This window comes from Thalassospira sp. MBR-102 (assembly GCF_040549275.1).
In the GTDB taxonomy this organism is placed as follows: Bacteria; Pseudomonadota; Alphaproteobacteria; order Rhodospirillales; family Thalassospiraceae; genus Thalassospira; species Thalassospira xiamenensis.
Window position 1 is genome coordinate 159,834 of record NZ_JBEPTC010000009.1, and the last position, 17,083, is coordinate 176,916.

13 protein-coding genes are annotated in these 17,083 nt (G+C 53.8%); all 13 read right to left on the minus strand.

The window, feature by feature from the left end:
• Positions 1 to 20: 20 nt before the first annotated feature.
• The 13 genes from flhA to ABIE64_RS15850 all read right to left on the minus strand — a co-directional run bounded on the left by flhA (position 21) and on the right by ABIE64_RS15850 (position 16,980).
• Entirely contained in the window at positions 21 to 2,177 is a 2,157-nt protein-coding gene (gene flhA, locus ABIE64_RS15790) for a flagellar biosynthesis protein FlhA (protein ID WP_007091335.1), read from the minus strand.
• An 85-nt stretch (positions 2,178 to 2,262) separates the two neighbouring features.
• On the minus strand, positions 2,263 to 3,846 hold the full coding sequence (locus ABIE64_RS15795) for a sigma-54-dependent transcriptional regulator (protein WP_354377924.1): 1,584 nt from the start codon (positions 3,844 to 3,846) through the stop codon (positions 2,263 to 2,265).
• A gap of 58 nt (positions 3,847 to 3,904) precedes the next feature.
• The gene (locus ABIE64_RS15800) at positions 3,905 to 4,699 is read right to left on the minus strand and encodes a motility protein A (RefSeq protein ID WP_007091337.1); all 795 of its coding nucleotides are present in this window, start codon (positions 4,697 to 4,699) and stop codon (positions 3,905 to 3,907) included.
• A gap of 22 nt (positions 4,700 to 4,721) precedes the next feature.
• Complete coding sequence (gene fliN, locus ABIE64_RS15805) at positions 4,722 to 5,084, minus strand: flagellar motor switch protein FliN (protein WP_007091338.1); 363 nt, start codon at positions 5,082 to 5,084, stop codon at positions 4,722 to 4,724.
• Positions 5,074 to 6,264, minus strand: a complete 1,191-nt coding sequence (locus ABIE64_RS15810; protein WP_071241093.1) for a FliH/SctL family protein — start codon at positions 6,262 to 6,264, stop codon at positions 5,074 to 5,076. Before ABIE64_RS15810 ends, fliN begins: the two co-directional genes overlap by 11 nt.
• Before the next feature lie 81 nt (positions 6,265 to 6,345).
• A complete protein-coding gene (gene fliF / locus ABIE64_RS15815) occupies positions 6,346 to 7,998 on the minus strand; it encodes a flagellar basal-body MS-ring/collar protein FliF (RefSeq protein ID WP_083379450.1) in 1,653 nt (550 codons plus the stop codon).
• A gap of 311 nt (positions 7,999 to 8,309) precedes the next feature.
• Positions 8,310 to 10,022 carry a flagellar hook protein FlgE gene (locus ABIE64_RS15820; RefSeq protein WP_071241092.1) on the minus strand — a complete coding sequence of 571 codons (1,713 nt, stop codon included), beginning with the start codon at positions 10,020 to 10,022 and terminating at the stop codon, positions 8,310 to 8,312.
• Positions 10,023 to 10,073: 51 nt separating this feature from the next.
• Positions 10,074 to 10,847: a flagellar hook assembly protein FlgD gene (locus ABIE64_RS15825; protein WP_063095162.1), complete on the minus strand. Its 774-nt coding sequence runs from the start codon at positions 10,845 to 10,847 to the stop codon at positions 10,074 to 10,076.
• Positions 10,848 to 10,868: 21 nt separating this feature from the next.
• The gene (locus tag ABIE64_RS15830; RefSeq protein WP_071241091.1) at positions 10,869 to 12,485 is read right to left on the minus strand and encodes a flagellar hook-length control protein FliK; all 1,617 of its coding nucleotides are present in this window, start codon (positions 12,483 to 12,485) and stop codon (positions 10,869 to 10,871) included.
• A gap of 212 nt (positions 12,486 to 12,697) precedes the next feature.
• Positions 12,698 to 13,213, minus strand: coding sequence for a flagellar export chaperone FliS (gene fliS, locus ABIE64_RS15835; RefSeq protein ID WP_071241090.1), 516 nt, complete (start codon positions 13,211 to 13,213; stop codon positions 12,698 to 12,700).
• 57 nt (positions 13,214 to 13,270) lie between these two features.
• Positions 13,271 to 15,043 carry a flagellar filament capping protein FliD gene (gene fliD, locus ABIE64_RS15840; protein WP_071241089.1) on the minus strand — a complete coding sequence of 591 codons (1,773 nt, stop codon included), beginning with the start codon at positions 15,041 to 15,043 and terminating at the stop codon, positions 13,271 to 13,273.
• Positions 15,044 to 15,148: 105 nt separating this feature from the next.
• Positions 15,149 to 15,523: a flagellar protein FlaG gene (locus tag ABIE64_RS15845; protein WP_071241088.1), complete on the minus strand. Its 375-nt coding sequence runs from the start codon at positions 15,521 to 15,523 to the stop codon at positions 15,149 to 15,151.
• Positions 15,524 to 15,609: 86 nt separating this feature from the next.
• Positions 15,610 to 16,980, minus strand: coding sequence for a flagellin N-terminal helical domain-containing protein (locus ABIE64_RS15850; RefSeq protein ID WP_071241087.1), 1,371 nt, complete (start codon positions 16,978 to 16,980; stop codon positions 15,610 to 15,612).
• Positions 16,981 to 17,083 lie beyond the last annotated feature (103 nt).

Below are 17,083 nucleotides of genomic sequence, written 5' to 3' on the forward strand. Positions count from 1 at the left end.
TGTCCCCTCGCAACGGATCATCATATCTGCCCCATGGTTTTGAGTTGGGCCTTGGGATGGATTTCGTTTTGCGACATGACAACCGTGGTGGGCCGGAACCGTTCGACAATGGATCGGACATAAGGACGAATGCCGGGACTGGTCAAAAGAACCGGGCTTTCGCCCATCATGCCAAGTCGCTCGAACGTGGTGCGAACCTTGTTGATGAATTCCTGAAGCTGGCTTGGCGGGATCGAAAGTTGCTTTTCCTCGCCAGAGCCAACCAGACTTTCGGCAAATATCTGTTCCCACTGCGGTGACAGGGTCACCAGCGGGATCACGCCATCATGGTTGGTATTCACATCCGACAACTGTCGTGCCAGGCGGGATCGCACATGTTCGGTCATGAAGGTCGGATTACGCGTAAAGGCGGTGGATTCCGCAATCCCTTCAAGGATGGTCGGCAGATCGCGGATCGATATGCGTTCGGTCAGAAGGTTTTGCAGAACGCGCTGAACCCCGCCAACGGAAACCTGACCCGGTACAATGTCCTCGACCAGTTTTTTCTGGTCGTCGTCGAGCTCGTCCAGAAGCTTCTGGGTTTCGGCATAGGACAGAAGTTCGGGCATGTGGTCCTTGATCACCTCGGTAATATGGGTGGTGATCACGGTTTGCGGATCAACAACGGTATAGCCACGGAACATGGCTTCTTCCTTCATGCCCTGTTCGATCCACATGGCCGGCAGGTTGAAGGTCGGTTCCATGGTTTTTTCACCGGCAAGGGTGATTTCCTCGCCGCGCGGATCCATCACCAGCAGCATGTTGGGACGAAGGTCGCCACGGCCTGCCTCGATTTCCTTGACGCGCAGAACATAGGTGTTGGCGGGAAGCTGCATATTGTCCTGAATACGGACACTGGGCATGACAAAGCCCATATCGGTCGCCAGCTGACGGCGTAGTGCCTTGATCTGATCGGTCAGTTTCTGGCCTCGTTCGGTGCTGATCAGCGACAGCAGGCCATATCCCAGTTCAAGCCGCACATAATCCATGCGAAGCGCATTGGCGATCGGTTCTTCGGGTGGCGGGCCTGCGGCATCGGCGGCGGTCTGGGCTTCTTCCATCTGGGCGTTGGCGGCGGCTTCTTTCTGTTTTCGGCCCAAATGCCACGCAAGATAGCCCAGCACAATCGCCAGACCAAGGAACCAGACCATCGGAATGCCCGGCAAAAGCGACATGCCGGCCATCATCGCCGAGGCAACACCAAGAGCTGCGGGGTAATTGCTTACCTGTCCGAAAACGGCCTTTTCAGTTGCGCCGTCAAGGCCGCCCTTGGTGACAAGAAGGCCAGCGGCCGTCGAGACGATCAGGGCGGGAATCTGCGACACCAGACCATCGCCAACAGTCAGGATCGTGTAGGTTTCAGTGGCTTCGGCCAGTGATAGGCCCATCTGGGCGGTGCCGATAATAATGCCGCCGATCACGTTGATGAAGGTAATCAGGATACCTGCAACCGCATCACCGCGGACGAATTTGGATGCACCATCCATGGAACCGAAGAACGAGCTTTCGTCTTCCAGTTCCTTGCGGCGTGCCTTGGCCTGCGCTTCGTTGATCAGACCCGATGACAGATCGGCGTCAATCGCCATCTGTTTACCGGGCATGGCATCAAGGGTGAAACGTGCAGCGACTTCGGCGATACGACCGGAACCCTTGGTGATAACCACAAAGTTGATGATCACAAGGATGGCAAAAACAATAATCCCGATCACGAAATTGCCCGAGATCAGGAAACTGCCGAATGCCTCGATCACCGCACCGGCAGCATGGGTGCCCTCGTGTCCATGGCCCAGAATCAGACGCGTGGTTGCAATGTTTAGCGCCAGTCGAAGCGACGTCGCGACCAGCAGGATCATCGGAAAAGAGTTGAATTCCAACGGTTTCTGGATGAATAGCGACGTCATCAGGATCAGCACCGAGAAGCTGATCGACAGGGCGAGCAGGAAGTCGAGCAGCCAGGGCGGCATTGGGAACATCATGACCACAAGGATCAGGATGAAGCCAAGCGCCATGGCGATATCGCCACGTTTCATGGCCGACCGGACGCGTGACTGGATACCAGCCATATTCAGGCCGCCTGCGCTTTGGGGGCCTTGCGACCCGTCAGATCCTGCCGGTGTGATGTCTCGACCGTCGGCCATGTTGACTTCTGGTTACCCTATGTTGCGCGATCCCGGGAATGCATCCCTTCTTCTGATATGGGGTGCACCGGTCGTTTTGTAATAATCAGTCCTGACCATTGCCAGGTTGCGGCACGGCAAGGCCTTCGTCGGTATATTGACGAAGCTTGTTGCGCAGTGTGCGGATCGAAATGCCCAGAATGTTTGCCGCATGGGTGCGGTTGCCAAAGCAATGTTTCAGCGTATCGATGATCAGATCGCGTTCGACATCTGCAACCGTGCGACCGACCAGGGCTGCCGTGACCGATGAATCCGCGTTGGTTTGATCGGCGCTATCCGCATCATGGTCGATCGGTGCTGCCGGGCAGGGTGCTGCATAATCGTCGTGATGACCAGGGAGCGGGGCAGGTGCATGTGGTGTCTGCTGTGCCGGGGGAACCGGACGATAGGCCGCACCACCATAAGCCGCATTGGCATTGGCATAGGCCGAACTTGCGCGGGACGGCGCACTGGGGGCTGGCTGCGAAGGAGCCGGGGCAGGTGCCGCTGCTTCGGGGGGCGGAGCAGACTGCCAGCCCGGTTCGCTACTTCCGGCACCCGAAAGCATGATGGCTTCAGGGCCGATTTCCGTCGGACCGGCAATCAGGACGGCGCGGTGCATGGTATTTTCAAGTTCGCGAACATTGCCACGCCAATGATGGCTACGCAAACGCGTGATTGCCAGCGGGCTGATCGGGCGGATCGGCACATCGTTGGCTTCGGAATATTTTTTAACAAAGAATTCCGCCAGAACCGGAATATCGTCAGGCCGTTCGCGCAGCGAAGGAATATCGAGATTGACGACGTTCAGGCGGAAATAAAGATCTTCACGGAAGTTGCCCGCATTGACTTCGGCCTCAAGATTGCGGTTCGAGGTCGCGAGAATACGGACATCGACCTTGACCGGGCTTTTACCGCCCAGACGGTCGATTTCCTTTTCCTGAATGGCGCGCAGCAGCTTTGCCTGAAGGCGGACATCCATTTCGCTGATTTCATCAAGCAAAAGGGTACCGCCATTGGCTTCTTCAAACTTTCCGATGCGTCGGGCCTGTGCGCCGGTAAACGCACCTTTTTCGTGGCCAAACAGTTCGGATTCAAGAAGGTTGTCGGGAATCGCGGCACAGTTCACGGCAACGAATGGTTTGTCCGCCCGGTTGGATTTACGATGAACAAAGCGCGATATGATTTCCTTGCCGGTACCGCTTTCGCCCGTAATCAGGATGGAGGCGGAACTGTTGGCGACCTGGGTTGCGAGACGAAGGGTTTCTGCCATGCGGGCATCGCGATGGATCAGGGCATGGCTTTCTTCGGTAACGGCCTCGAAGATGGCGGCAATCAGGTCGGCTTCGGGGGGCAGGGGGATGAATTCCTGGGCACCGGCCTTGATGGCATTGACCGCACCATTGACGTCATTGCCGATGCCACACGCGACAACCGGTACATTGATCCGTTCACGATGCATGGCTTCGATCAAGGCCGCGACATCAAGGGTGATGTCGGCCATGACCAGATCGATCCGGTTGCCTGCGCGCAGGATATTCAGCGATGTTGTGACACTTTCGGCCAACTGGACTGTTGCGCCGCGTGCCATCGCGATCTTGCTGGCTGCGCCGATCTGACCGCCCAGTCCACCAACGATCAATACCTGCATAGTCTCATCTCTTTCCGCTTCGTTCCCAATGGCAATTTCAATTGGCGGGTTTCACCGATCAATCGAAATAGCTGACCCGTTTTGACGGGGGCAGGATGGAGTTGATCAGCATTTCCAGACGACGGGGGTTTTCCTGTCGCCCGATGGAGACGGCCCCCACCATATAGACCGAATTCAAAAGTTCTTCTTCGCCCGAGTTGCGTTCAAGTTTGGCAGCAAGCGGCATAAAAACCATGTTTGCCAGAACAGCACCATAGAAAGTCGTCAGAAGTGCAACTGCCATGGACGGCCCGATCGAGGACGGATCATCAAGGTTGCCCAGCATCTGCACCAGACCGATCAATGTCCCGATCAGCCCCATGGCCGGCGCGATATCGCCAGCCTTTTTCATGATGTTCGCACCTTTCTGGTGGCGACCGATGGTGGCGTTCATGTCCTTGCGCATGATGGCTTCGACTTCTTCGGGTGGTGTGCCATCGACGACAAGCGACAGTCCCTTCCAAAGATATTCCTCGCTTTGCAGACTGTCGAGATGCCCCTGAAGCGACAGGACCCCGCCCTTGCGGGCGATTTCAGCCAGTTGCAGGATTTGCAGGGCAGCATCGGCAGGGTTGCGCGATTTGTGGAAAATCGTGCGCATCAGAACCTTGCCAGCCCCCAGGAATTCGCCCAGCGCAAAACACACAGCGGTAATCGCAGCCGTGCCGCCGATCACGATCAGAACGGATGGAATATCAATAAATGCCCCGGGCGATCCCCCCAATACGATCGCCGCGATAATAAGTGCGAAGCCAATAGCCAGCCCCGCAACCGTCGCGATATCAAACGACGTTTTAGTCCCCCCGTCCGCCATACCCGCTCATCCTCTCAAAAGACTAGTTTTTCTCGGACTTGATGATTTCCGTCATGGTTACCCCCAGACGGTCTTCGACAACCACCACTTCGCCGCGTGCGACCAGACGGTTGTTTACATAAATATCAATAGCTTCCCCAACCTTGCGGTCAAGCTCTACGACTGCACCACGCCCCAGTTTTAGCAACTGGCTTACCTGCATGGTTGCTTTTCCAAGGACTGCCGAAACCTGAACGGGAATGTCGTAAACCGCTTCGAGATCCTTGGATGTCTTCATGGCATCGCTGCCGATCTCGGCGGCGGCCAGAAGTTCGGTACCTTCGCCCTCTAGCTCGATATCATCATTATCGAGTTCCGAGAGTTCAAGATCGTCATCATCGGCCATTTTCGTCTCCTGATCCTTGAGCTTCCTGCGTCACATCGGCTTCTGTTTCGTCCCGGGTATCGGGTTTACGATCTTCCTGCAACGGGTTCCCATCCTGTTGTCGCGGATCGCTTTTCTCCTCATCCCGGATCTGAGTGTGCGACGCATCATCCTGGGGGGATGTTGGCATATTAACCTGTTCTGTGCCATGACCTTCTTCGATCTGGCCTGTCGGTTGACCGGCTTGGTGTGATCCGGTTCCACCATCCCCGATATGATTATCACCTGTCGGGGCGGCCTGCATTTCGGAAGTATCAGGTTCTGTCGCATCGGTTGGTGTCAAATCATGCCCCGAAACGGTTGTTTCCGGTTTCGTCGACGGGGTTTCTGGACTTGCCGGGCGGGGGGCGGGCGGAAGGTCGGCAAGCCGGGTGTTCTGGACATCAGGATCGCCCATGTCATTTTCTTCAAACTCATGCTCGTCGCTATGATTTTGAAGAACACGTTCGACGATATCGTTGATTTCGGCCCAGATGCGTTTGGTTTCCCGCACAGCCGTTCCGTCACCCCACGATACATGGCAGTCACCCAGATCAATATCGGGCTCGCCAACAACCGCGACCTTACCCGAGAAACCCCGCGACTGTGCGATTTTTTCAACACTTTCGGAAACCATGTCGCTGATATCGGGGTGGACCTGAACGATCACCTTGGGAACATCGAACAGATTGGCAAGGCACTGACGGACTATGCTTTCGATTTCAGTCAGTTCGAACTGTTTTGACCAGGCTGGGGCGATTTTGCGCATGATGCCGACGGCAACATGAATGGCATCCTCGTTGATGCGGGCATTGGCGCGTTTCTGCTGCTCGTCAATTTGCGCAAGTTTTTCGGCAAGTCGTGCGGACGTATCTGTCAAAGCTTGTTGCAGGGATGACTGGATTTCCGCGCGGCCTTGCTCGACACCGCGCGCAAAGCCTTCTGCGTCGGCGGCCTCGCGCGCAGCTGCCTCGGCCTCTGCAATCATCTGGGCGGCCTGTTCTTCGGTATAAACCGCCGGAGGCGGAGGCGGGGCTTCGTCCTCTTTCTTCTTTTTCTTTTTGCCCAGAGAATAATGTTCATCATCCGAACCGGACGAACGAATGACGTTATCGGCATCATCGAAACTGAGCGAGAATTTGAATTTTTCAATGGCCGTCATATCGAACCGCTGGTTTGATTTGTGCGACAAGCAGGCCGGTGGCCTTATGCCAACCTGCCCATGAATGAACCTTCAGGCATATCAGGTTTCCTGATAAAGCCAGTTGCGAATGATCGACAGGGCCTCTTCCGGGTGCTTTTCGACAATTTCACCAATTTTCTTGACCGAAGATGCTTTAACCCGGCCCTCGACCATCGACAGGTTGATCAGTTCTTCGCCTTCATCACTCATCCCCGGCGCCATCGGTACGGGGGATGGGCCTGTCAATGCGGGGGTGCCGTCTGCGGACATGTCTTCAGACAGCAACTGGCGCTGTGCCATGTCGGCAGCACTTGGTAGTGTTTCGAACGCACGGGTCAGCAGCGGTCGAACCACCAGCAGGATCACGAGGATCGCGACAATCGCCAGCACCAGCATTTCTGCGATGCGGAAGATTTCAGCCTTATCAAGACCAAGGAATGTTTCGACAGCTTCATCCGCGAAGAGGTCTGCTGTATCGGCAAATCTCATATTGATCACTTCGACCTGATCACTGCGCGCCGGGTCATAACCGATTGCGCTACGAACGAGGGCCGCAATCTTTTCCAGATCTTCAGGCGAGCGCTCCTGATAAAGCCGTTCGCCGTTTTCATCTGTTGTGTAGGTGCCATCGACCAGAACCGCCACAGTCACACGCGAAATTTCGCCGATTTCCTTGACCTTGGTGGTCGTGGTTTTGGAAATCTCGTAATTGACAGTTTCCTCGGAACGGGTTTCCTGACTGTTGGTGCCTGCACCCTGTGCTCCACCAAGATTGGGATCCGGAAGATTGTTTTGCAGCGTAACCGGGTCTGCACCCTCTGTCTCGCTGTTGGTCGAGTTTTCATCAATCGTCTGGCTAGAGCGCACCACCCGTTCGTCGGGATTAAATCGCTCGTCCGCTGTCGTCACCTTGTTGAAGTCCATTTCGACCGACACCTCGGCACGAACTTCGCCATAGCCAAGGGACCGGGAAAGAAGATCTTCGATCGTGTTGCGCAGACGCGTTTCGTTGCGGATGCGCATCTCATCTGCGGTCTGGGTCAGGAAGGTTGAAGATTGTTCTTCACCCTGACCACGCGCCAGAAGACGACCGCGTTCATCAATGATGGAAACCTTGCTTGGTGTCAGCTGGGGAATAGCCGCAGCAACAAGATGCTGGATCGCTATAACCTGTTCGGGTTTAAGTTCCCCACCGGCCATTTTAACTGCAATTGATGCGCTGGCTTCCTGGGTCTCGCGCGAGAACATCTGACGTTTGGGCAAAACCAGATGTACACGGGCCTGTTGAACGGACTGTATGGAGGCTATGGTACGGGCCAATTCGCCCTCAAGGGCGCGAACATGGTTAATGTTCTGTTCGAAACTTGTTGCACCAAGGCCGCTGCCACTATCGAACACTTCGTACCCGACGGAGCCGCCGGTCGGCAACCCGCTTTCCGCCATTGACAGGCGCATGCGATTGACCTGATCGGCGGGAACAAGAATTTCGGTGCCGTTATTCAGAAGCTGGTAGGAAACCTGCTGTTCTTCGAGACGGTTGACGATCTGGCTCGCATCCGCCGGGTTCAGATCACGATATAGCAACTCCATATTCGGTGCCGAAACACGCAGAATAAGGAATGCAAAAAACACAAGCAGCAACACCCCGACGCCACTGATTGCCATCAGGCGTGTCGGTCCAAGACCTTTAAGCGTTTGCAATAAACCGCCCACGTTCGACTGCTCCGGATCGATTGTTACCACTGTCCCCAATACCGGCAGATGTCCGCACAATAGCTACCAGTATCATCAACGAATAGAAGCGCATATTGAAGAACAGGTTAACAACCGGCAATTATTGCCCAGTAATGTGTTCAAAATTCGCCAGCGATTTGAATCATTTGAATCTTTGGCGCGTTCAATCTGCTGCCCCCTATGTAGGTATTCTGTTCCCAAAAAAGAAGCCCGGCTGAAAAAAGCCGGGCGAGTCCCTGTAAACATGCAGTGCATCGGGGCAGGAAAACCGCCCCGATGGCCTCAATCAATTACTGTTTGATACGGATCAGCTCGCTGAGCATTTCATCGGTCGTGGTGATCGTCTTGGTGTTTGCCGAGTAGGCGCGCTGGGTCACGATCATGTTTGTGAACTCCTCGGCAAGGTCGACGTTCGACGATTCAAGCGCGGATGCCACAACGTTACCTGCACCATTCAGACCCGGCTCACGCAGCAGATAGTCACCCGATTCACGTGTCTGGCGATAAACGTTGCCAGTATGGTTTTCCATCTCGTCAGGTGCCTCGAAGGTGGCGATCGCCAGTTTGTAAATCGGGCGTTTTACGCCGTTGGCAAATTCGACCTGAAGGAAGCCATCTTCGGTAAAGCCATAGTTAACCATCGAACCTGCCTGCGCACCGTTCTGGTTAATGAAGCGGGTGTCATACTCCACGAGGTTACCGTTCGAGTCCGAACCTGCACCAAACTGCGTGATACCGTTCGTCAGGCCAACTGTACCGAGATCAATTGTGATCTGGTTCGCATTTGAACCATTGCTCCAGTTAACAGCAATATCCTGATCCACTAGATTTGTTGTTCCGGCATTATCGGTAAAGGTCCGCAGGCTACCATCACCGTTAAAGGTAATGATACCGGACTGGATCAATCCGTTAGGATGAAGGGTCGGATCAAGTTCGTCCGCACCAGTGCTGCCTGTCAGTTCAAACCCCCAGCGGTTTTGGCCGAGTTTGATAACCTGCAATTCGACAACATGTGCCGAGCCAAGGGAATCATAGATTGTCACGGGCATCCTGTTGTTTTCAGCAACAGCTCCTGACGCCAGATTACCTCCTGTATAGGTTGCTGCCAGTGTCGCCGGGAACGGGCCTGTAAAGCCAAGGGCGGTCAGAGGGGTGTTGTTGTTGTTGGTAATCACAACATCCTGATCGGCAAACGAACCGTTAATGGTCAGGGTATCGTTGGCACCGGTTGTGGTGGCCGTCGCACTGACGCCCGTCACCGCGCTGATTTTTGTCGCGATGTCTGCCAGCGTATCCGTGCCGGTTATCGTTATTGTCGTGGTGGTACCGTTATAGGTGATATCAAAAGAGTCACCGGCGGCAATACCGGCCTGACCGGCAAGGGCAGCCGTCCCGTTGATGCCCAACGTTGTCGAAACATTCGACCCACCGGTCAGCGGTGTTTCGTTGGCATTGAGGTTTGCCCCGAACTCGATGGTTGTGGTTGACGCCGCTGCTGTCAGGATCGAGTTGATATCAAGAACCTGCAAATCAGAGATCGCCGAACTGTTCGACGTCGTTGCCGTTCCGGTCGGGTCAAGAAGACCACCGTTACGATCCGTCGCCCAACCCTGAACGTAATATCCGGCGGTATTGCGCAGATAGCCGTCATCATCCGGTTTGAAATCACCTGCACGTGTGAAGAAAATCTCGTTGTCTGAACCGGGAGTATTCGTATCACGGACAACAAAGAAACCATCACCGGAAATTGCTGCGGCTGTATTTGACGAGGTCGCCTGCAACAGGCCCTGTTTGCTGATCAGGGCCGTCGGATGGAACCGCACACCACCAGGGGTGTAACGGGTGTTGGTCGCAGATTCCGTGACAAGCGTTGAAAAACGCCCGACGGTACCCTTGTAACCAACCGTGTTGAGGTTCGAGATGTTATCCGAAATGACGCCCAGGTTTTGCGACTGGGCATTCAGGCCGGATACACCGGAAATCATAGCACCAAAAAGGCTCATTGTATTTCTCCTGCACCTACAGGGTGTTGATCAAAATCCGGATGAAAGCCCTCAGGCTGCTTCGTCCTGTTCGTCTGTTCCGGCATTATTGTTGTCGCCGGTTTCGGTTCCGGTATCCGTGCTGTTCGCGCCAAGTTTGACGTTGGTCAGCGTTCCGAACGGTACAGAAACGTCACCGATACGCAGATAAATATCGTCATCACCAATATCGACGCTGTCGACATTGCCAATGATGCCAATCGCCATCGAGGCCGGTTTACCTTTTTCGTCCTTGAACGTATCACCGTTGGCTGCCATCGGTTTAAGCACGAGGGTATAAGCACCTTCGGCCTGCGCGACGCCGCTATTGTTTTTGCCATCCCAGGTAAAGTTCTGGAGGCCGGAAATGTCGGTGAGATCTTCGGAATAAACCGTCTTGCCGTCTTGATCCTGAACCTGCAATTGCAGGCGCGGAACTTCTGGCGAGATGTTGTATTTGTATTTGAGCTCGCCACCCTCTTCGAGCCAGTTGGTATCACCAACAGCCTCGATTTCTGCCCCGACATAGGACAGGGCGGAAAGCTGACGCTGCTGGCTTTGCATCGCAAGCAGGTTTTCAAGGTTCTTGTTGCTCTGGATTCCTTGCTCCACCTGGGCGAACTGGCTGAGCTGGTCGGTGAATTTGTCACTTTCCATCGGCGAGGTCGGATCCTGGTTCTTGAGCTGGGTAGTCAACAGCGTCAGGAACGTGTCGAAGTTCTGGGCCAACTGGCTGGCGGAGCTGCTGGAGGCAGCATTTGTATTGTTTCCTGCCACGCCAATATTGGTAGTTGATGAAACGGTCATGGTCCTGTTCCCCTACCTTTCCTAAATCCGGATATCAACGAGGCCGTTGGGATTTATCCCATAGCCAATCGCGACATGCTCAGCGAGCTCGGCACCACTCATGACATCGCCTTCATCAGGCATGCTGCCAGAATTGTTTGCCATTCTGGATTGGCCGTTGCCTTCTTGGCTTTGGCCGCCTTCGTTCCTGTGCTCGAAGGTGAAACTTTGGCTGTCTGCGTTCAGGCCAGCATCCTTGAGCGCCTGTTGCAGAGCACGTGAATCCTGACGGAGCATGTCGAGTGTTTCGCGTGTATCGGCCTGAATGACGCCCTGAACACGGCCATCATGGCTGATTTCAAGTTTCACATCGACCCGCCCCAAATGTTCGGGGCGCAGTTGAACCGAAATTTTGTCCACACCCTCGCTGGCGGCATTGCGGATATGAACCGCGACCTGCTGTTGCACCTGCTGGGCGGGGGCGCTGCGCGCCGTATGCGCGGTTTGCCCGGCAGAATTGCCTTGGGTCAGGTTGCTGTTGCCGGTAAGCGTTCCATTGGCTGTCTGACTTGTACTTTCGCCTGATCCGGTTGCATTGATGGTTGTTGCTGCATTACCGGTCGTTGCGGTCTGTGCCTGTACGCCTGGTTGCATATTCGGCACATTTGCCGCAGCAGCCATTGCCTGCTGAGCGGCCTGACTGGTGCCGTTCGCAGCCGTCGCATTACCCGTCGAAGCAGGGTTTTGCTGAGCCGCGCTGCTGTTTGCGTTCGCAGCACTGGTGCTGGTGCCCGAGTTCTCTGTTTTTGTGCCGGATTTTCTATTACCTTCGCCGCTCATGGCATCAACGACCTTGGCGATAAAGCTGTCATTGTCGTCGGCAGCGGAGCCGGTTCCATCCAGACCGTTAAGAGCAGATTTTGCCGTTGCACCCGCTGCGGGTTGCGACAGGGCGGTGGAATTCATCAATCCGTCGGTAGTGCCCTCGGCATTCTGCGCCGGATTTGCTGAAACAGGCTGAGCCGTTGTTTCTGCGACTCCCGTCGCTGTTCGCGTAACCGTACTTCCAGATGTTTGCGGGGGAGCAGCCGGATTGATAGCGGGTACCGCGACCATATTCGGATCAATCGTCTGCTCATCTTGCGAAGCAGGATCTGCAGAAGCGACGGTTTCGTCTTTCACCTTCGCAGGCTGATCGGCATTGGCCGCTTCTTCATTCTGCCCGCCAGAAGCTTCTTTGGGATCATTCGTTGGTGCCGTTTTGGTTTCATCCAGATCGTCGCGTGTGTTGTCACCCTTTTTATCGGCTACATCACGTGCCGGGTTGGCATCATCACCGGTGTCCGCTGCGTTGACATCGTCATAACGATCACGGTCATCATTATTGACAGGGGTATTGGTCCGCGGTGCATCGGGTTTGGTATAATCATCGCGCGACTTGCTGTTTGCGGTGTCGCTGCGTCTTGCCTCTATATTCTCGCGGATTTGTGCCTGGGCATTTTTTGCCGTGTCATGTTGGACCTGGGCGTTGCGTTCTGCCCAGTTGTCAGTGATCTGCTCCATCACGTCGCCAAAGGATACGTCGCTGCTGGCAGACGCAGTTTGGCCCGGAATGGATACGGTTGGAGATGCCGATCTGATAATCGCAGAGCTGTTCATGACATGGTCCTTCTTAAAACAGTGTCACAACATCTGCAAAAGACGGGCCAGTTTTGAGCGTTAAGAAACTGTATATAAAACAGCTACTTGGTCTATGGCTCAATCAGAAGGTATTTTTTGCCGGGCTTTCTTTTCCTTAAACGTCATCAACAAAAAAGCCCCCGAGTGGGGGCTTGAAATGGTACGCGGACACGGTACTACGCCAAGTAAATCTAGGCAGAAATTGACAAACCGGAAGGCCGCGGCCGATTCTGATTCTCGTCAGTAGATGCGTGGGAACGCTGATGCGGAACAGGTTGCGTTTGTGGACGAGGCTGGCTTTGCTGAACTGCCATAATAGCCTGGCGCATATCGTCTTCACTTTTGTCTGCAAGAGCGGCCCAGGAATCACGCAAAGGCGTCAAAAGGCGGATAACTTCATTTGCCGCGTCGGCGCTATTGTGGCGATCAACATCAATCAACCGGATCATACAGTGGGTATATAAACGTTCAAGGTTGGCAGCGATTTCACCACCTTGATCCATATCCAGTGTGTTCGACAGATGTGCAATAAGTTCCTGTGCCTTGCAATTGGCATTGCAGCGTCTTTGGATATCTTTGTCTTCGATCGCGCGAAGAGCTTCCTGCAAGCACGACAGCGTCTTCTCAAACAGCATGAAAACCATCTTGGCGGGGGATGCTGTATTGACTTGCTGATTCTTGTACGTCTGTGCTGCACGTTCGTTCATGCTACACTCCTTGGTCTGCTAGGCGTCCTGTCAGTGTGCATGTATGTCAGCAAAAAGTTAATTATTATCTTTGCCCGCTGCCATCAATTCATCGAGAGAACTCTGGATGTTCTTCATGCGGGCCAAGGCAGTTTCCATGTTGATGAACCGGTCCATCAGGTTTTCACGCTGGCTTGCCAGACGCTCATCAATCCGATCAATCTTGTCTTGATAGGATGTGTTCTGGGTTTCGAGTGCAGTGATTTCCTGGCTTAGGGTGCCGGATTCATCTTTCAACAGCGAATCGAGTTCGAAAAATATCTGAGCCCCGATGCCTTTGGTTGTGTTCACTGTTGCGGTGCTTGCGGCATTGCCATCACCGCTATAGATCAGTCGTAAACCATCGACTGTTGTGATGGTATTCCCGTTAATCGTGGCGCTCTTTCCTGTGGTTGTAACACCGTCAACGGTAATATCATATGTAACACTATTCAGTGTGCCACCGGATGCATCTATATTGAAGCTGTATTCCGCAGCATTAGTTTTCCCACTGAAGCCTGTCATGGTCAAATCCGAATTGTCGGATTTGCTGCGGAACAGGAAGAGCTCCATGACTTCATCGGGCTCTTTAAGAAGGGCATCGTTCAGTTTGGTTTCGTCAATCTGCAGTGTGTTATTGAGCAATGGATCCTGGTTCGTGCCATACGCAATAAAATCAATGCCGATTTCAGCCAGAACCGAATAATCATCCTTGTCGGCCCTGTCGGTCACGCCCTGGGCAAATGAACCTGCAATTTGCTGTAACGCGGATTCAATGGTTTTAACTGTCGAATTGCCCAGCAGAGTAGCATCTTCGGATGCCTCGCCTGTGGTCGGATCAACAAATGTTTTTTCGTTGATAAAGGATTGCACGGCATTATATGCGTCAACAAAACCCACGATGGCCGTTTTGGCCTGATTCAAGTCCTGTTCAACATCTATTTTGATCTTTGTTCCGGGTTCCGCATCATAAAGGCTGATGCTCAGCCCGTCGACAAGATCCGAAAACTCGTTTGAAGAACGGCTAACTGTAACCCCGTCAAGTTTGATCAGGGCATTGTTTCCACCATCAATCACGTTTGCCGCGTTGATGGTAGTTGGATCACTTAGAACGCCAAGATTTTGCAGAACTGCACCAGTGTCATCGCTAAAGGAAATCCGATTGTCTTCGCCTTCTGATGTCGAAGTAAAGATCAGTGTGCTTTCCGTCGGCGAGACTTTGATTACAGAGGCCTGAACGCCTGTGCTGTCCTTGAGGTTGTTAATCTTGTCGCGAATATCCTGCAAGGTATCACCAGCATTCACGGTAATTTGCGAGCTTCCTGTGCCGCCGGTAATCGTAAATTGGCCTGTACCGGATATTCCTGTCGCATCTGCGCCAGCTGCGACACCAATCGTGTCACTTGAAAGCTTGTGTTTGGTCGCGATTTGATCGACTTCAAAAGAGTAGGAGCCGGTTGCCGCAGCATTGGATGCGGTGATACCGATCAACTCGCCTGCAGTGGTCGAACTGTCGGTCGATGCATATATCTGTTTTGACTCGAAAATATTCTTCGATTTGTCAAAGCTGGTCGCCCCATAAAGATTCGCCATGGAATCCTTGAGCGTCCCCATCAATTTCTGAAGATCTTTCAGAGCTTTCAGTTTGTCGTCATTGGACTCAATCCGTTTTTCCAGAGAGTCCGCAGGAATGCGACGTGCAGCGATCATCTTGTCGACAACATCAACGAAGTCGATGTTCGAAGATCCGCCCGAAAGTTGGATTCGGCCGTTGTCGCCAACATAGATGTTATTCAGGTTTACGCTGCTCATTTGGTTAGCTCCCTGGGCACGTCGGTAGGCAACTATTGCACTTCTTGCCTTAACACGGTTTTCTACGCAAGAAGCGTGCCTTTTCCGGAAAGCCCGATCGCTGAATTAAATTTCTTCGTCAATGATACTGCCAAGATATTCCCGGATTTGCGAGAATAAATGCTGCAACTCTTTTGACGGAATTTCACGAAGAACTTCGCCGTTTGACCGATCCGTAACTTTGGCGATGACACGTCCGGTATCCTGATTGAAGTTCAGTTCGATACGGGCATTGGCATCGGCAAGTTCAGGGATATCAAGTGACGACAAAGCTTTTTGAAGTCTGTGTCCGGCATCTGCCTGAGCGGGGCCTTTGGTGTCGAATGAAGGCTTTGCTGAAATCGAAACAGACTGGCCAGCTGCATTGTTTGACGCAGTAGGTGCTGAACCAGAAACTGATCCTGCAGAACGTTGGTTTTGATATGCGCTTACAATTTCCATCTGACCCTCCTATGCCGCCTTTGCGACAAAGGATAATCCGGATGAAGGATGGGAGGTAAACTCCCATCCTTCCTCGGATATCCGGATTACTGCAGCAGACGCAGCAGGTTCTGCGGCATCTGGTTTGCCTGAGCCAACATCGCAACACCAGACTGAACCAGAATCTGTTTCGAGGTGAACGCAGTCATCTCGGCAGCAACATCAAGGTCCATCAGGGTGGAACGAGCCGATTCAGTGTTTTCCTGCGTAGAAGCAAGGTTCTGACCGGCGAAGTCCAGACGGTTCTGGTAGGTACCAATCGCAGCACGTGCGCGCTGCAGATCGTCGATCGCGGTTGTGACAACTTCAACAGTCGCCTGGGCACGTGCGGCCGTGGTGATGTCCACAGTAGCAGCATTCAGGGCCGTACTGGTACCAGCGGCACCCGTGCCCAAGGTTGCAGTGTCAACTGCCGTCAGGGTAATTCCAAGACGGTCGTTTGCTGTGTTACCACCGCCGACCTGGAAGTCGATGCTTGCGGGCAACTGCTGACCACTATTGGCAGCCATGTTGACCGTGCTAGCCGTTGTATTAATAACCGCACCACCAATGGTAAAGCCGGTTGCTGTGCCGAAGTCATTCGCCCCGCCAACGCCAGCCCCAACAACGTCAACGTTATCGGTGAAGTTATCGTTGATGTCGATGGTCAGGCCAAGCTGGTCGAAGTTCAGGGTGCCGGTATCACCTGCGGTCATGGCTTTGCTGCCACCGGTCAGGTAATCGGTCACATCAATCGACTGGGTCAGCGGCGCATCAGCACCGGCAGTCAAGTCGATATTTGCGGTAACGGTCATGATGATCTGGGTGCCACCACCGCCGACGGTAACTTCGTTGATCGAAACCGAGAAGTTGTTGTCGGTTACACCGTCCTGTTCACCGTCCGATGCCCACAGATTGTTATCGGTAATGCCAAAGCCGCTGAAACCGGTTGCCGGGGTCAGTGCCGCACCAGAGCCACCGGTATCAAGATCGGCATAGTTAAGGGCAACATCGCCACCATCGCCAAGCAGCTGAATGCCGTTGAAGTTGGTCGAGGACGAAATACGATCAATCTCGTCACGGAGCTGGGTGAATTCGTCGTTGAGGAAGCCGCGTTCGGTATCGGACAGGTTGCCCGAGGAAGACTGAACAGCGAGCGTTTTCATGCGAACGAGAATGTCATCAATGGTTGCCATGCCGCCATCGGCGATCTGCAACATCGAGTTGGCCTGGCCAACGTTGGTGGATGCTGTTTTGAGTGCCTGAGTGGTTGCATTCAGACGGGCACCGATAGCCATGGAAGCCGCATCGTCACGTGCGGAAACAACACGCGTACCAGACGACAGTTTCGACAGCGAACGGGTCGCCATTTCATCAGAAGCCGAAAGGTTACGGTGAGCAACGTTGGCAGCATAGTTGGAAATAATATTAAGAGCCATGGTGTAATCTCCTACTTGGATAGCTCGGAACGGCATCTTGCCATTCTTGAACCTGGCAACAGCGCCAGATAGTTCCCAAGGATCTTCCTGATCAATGAAAACT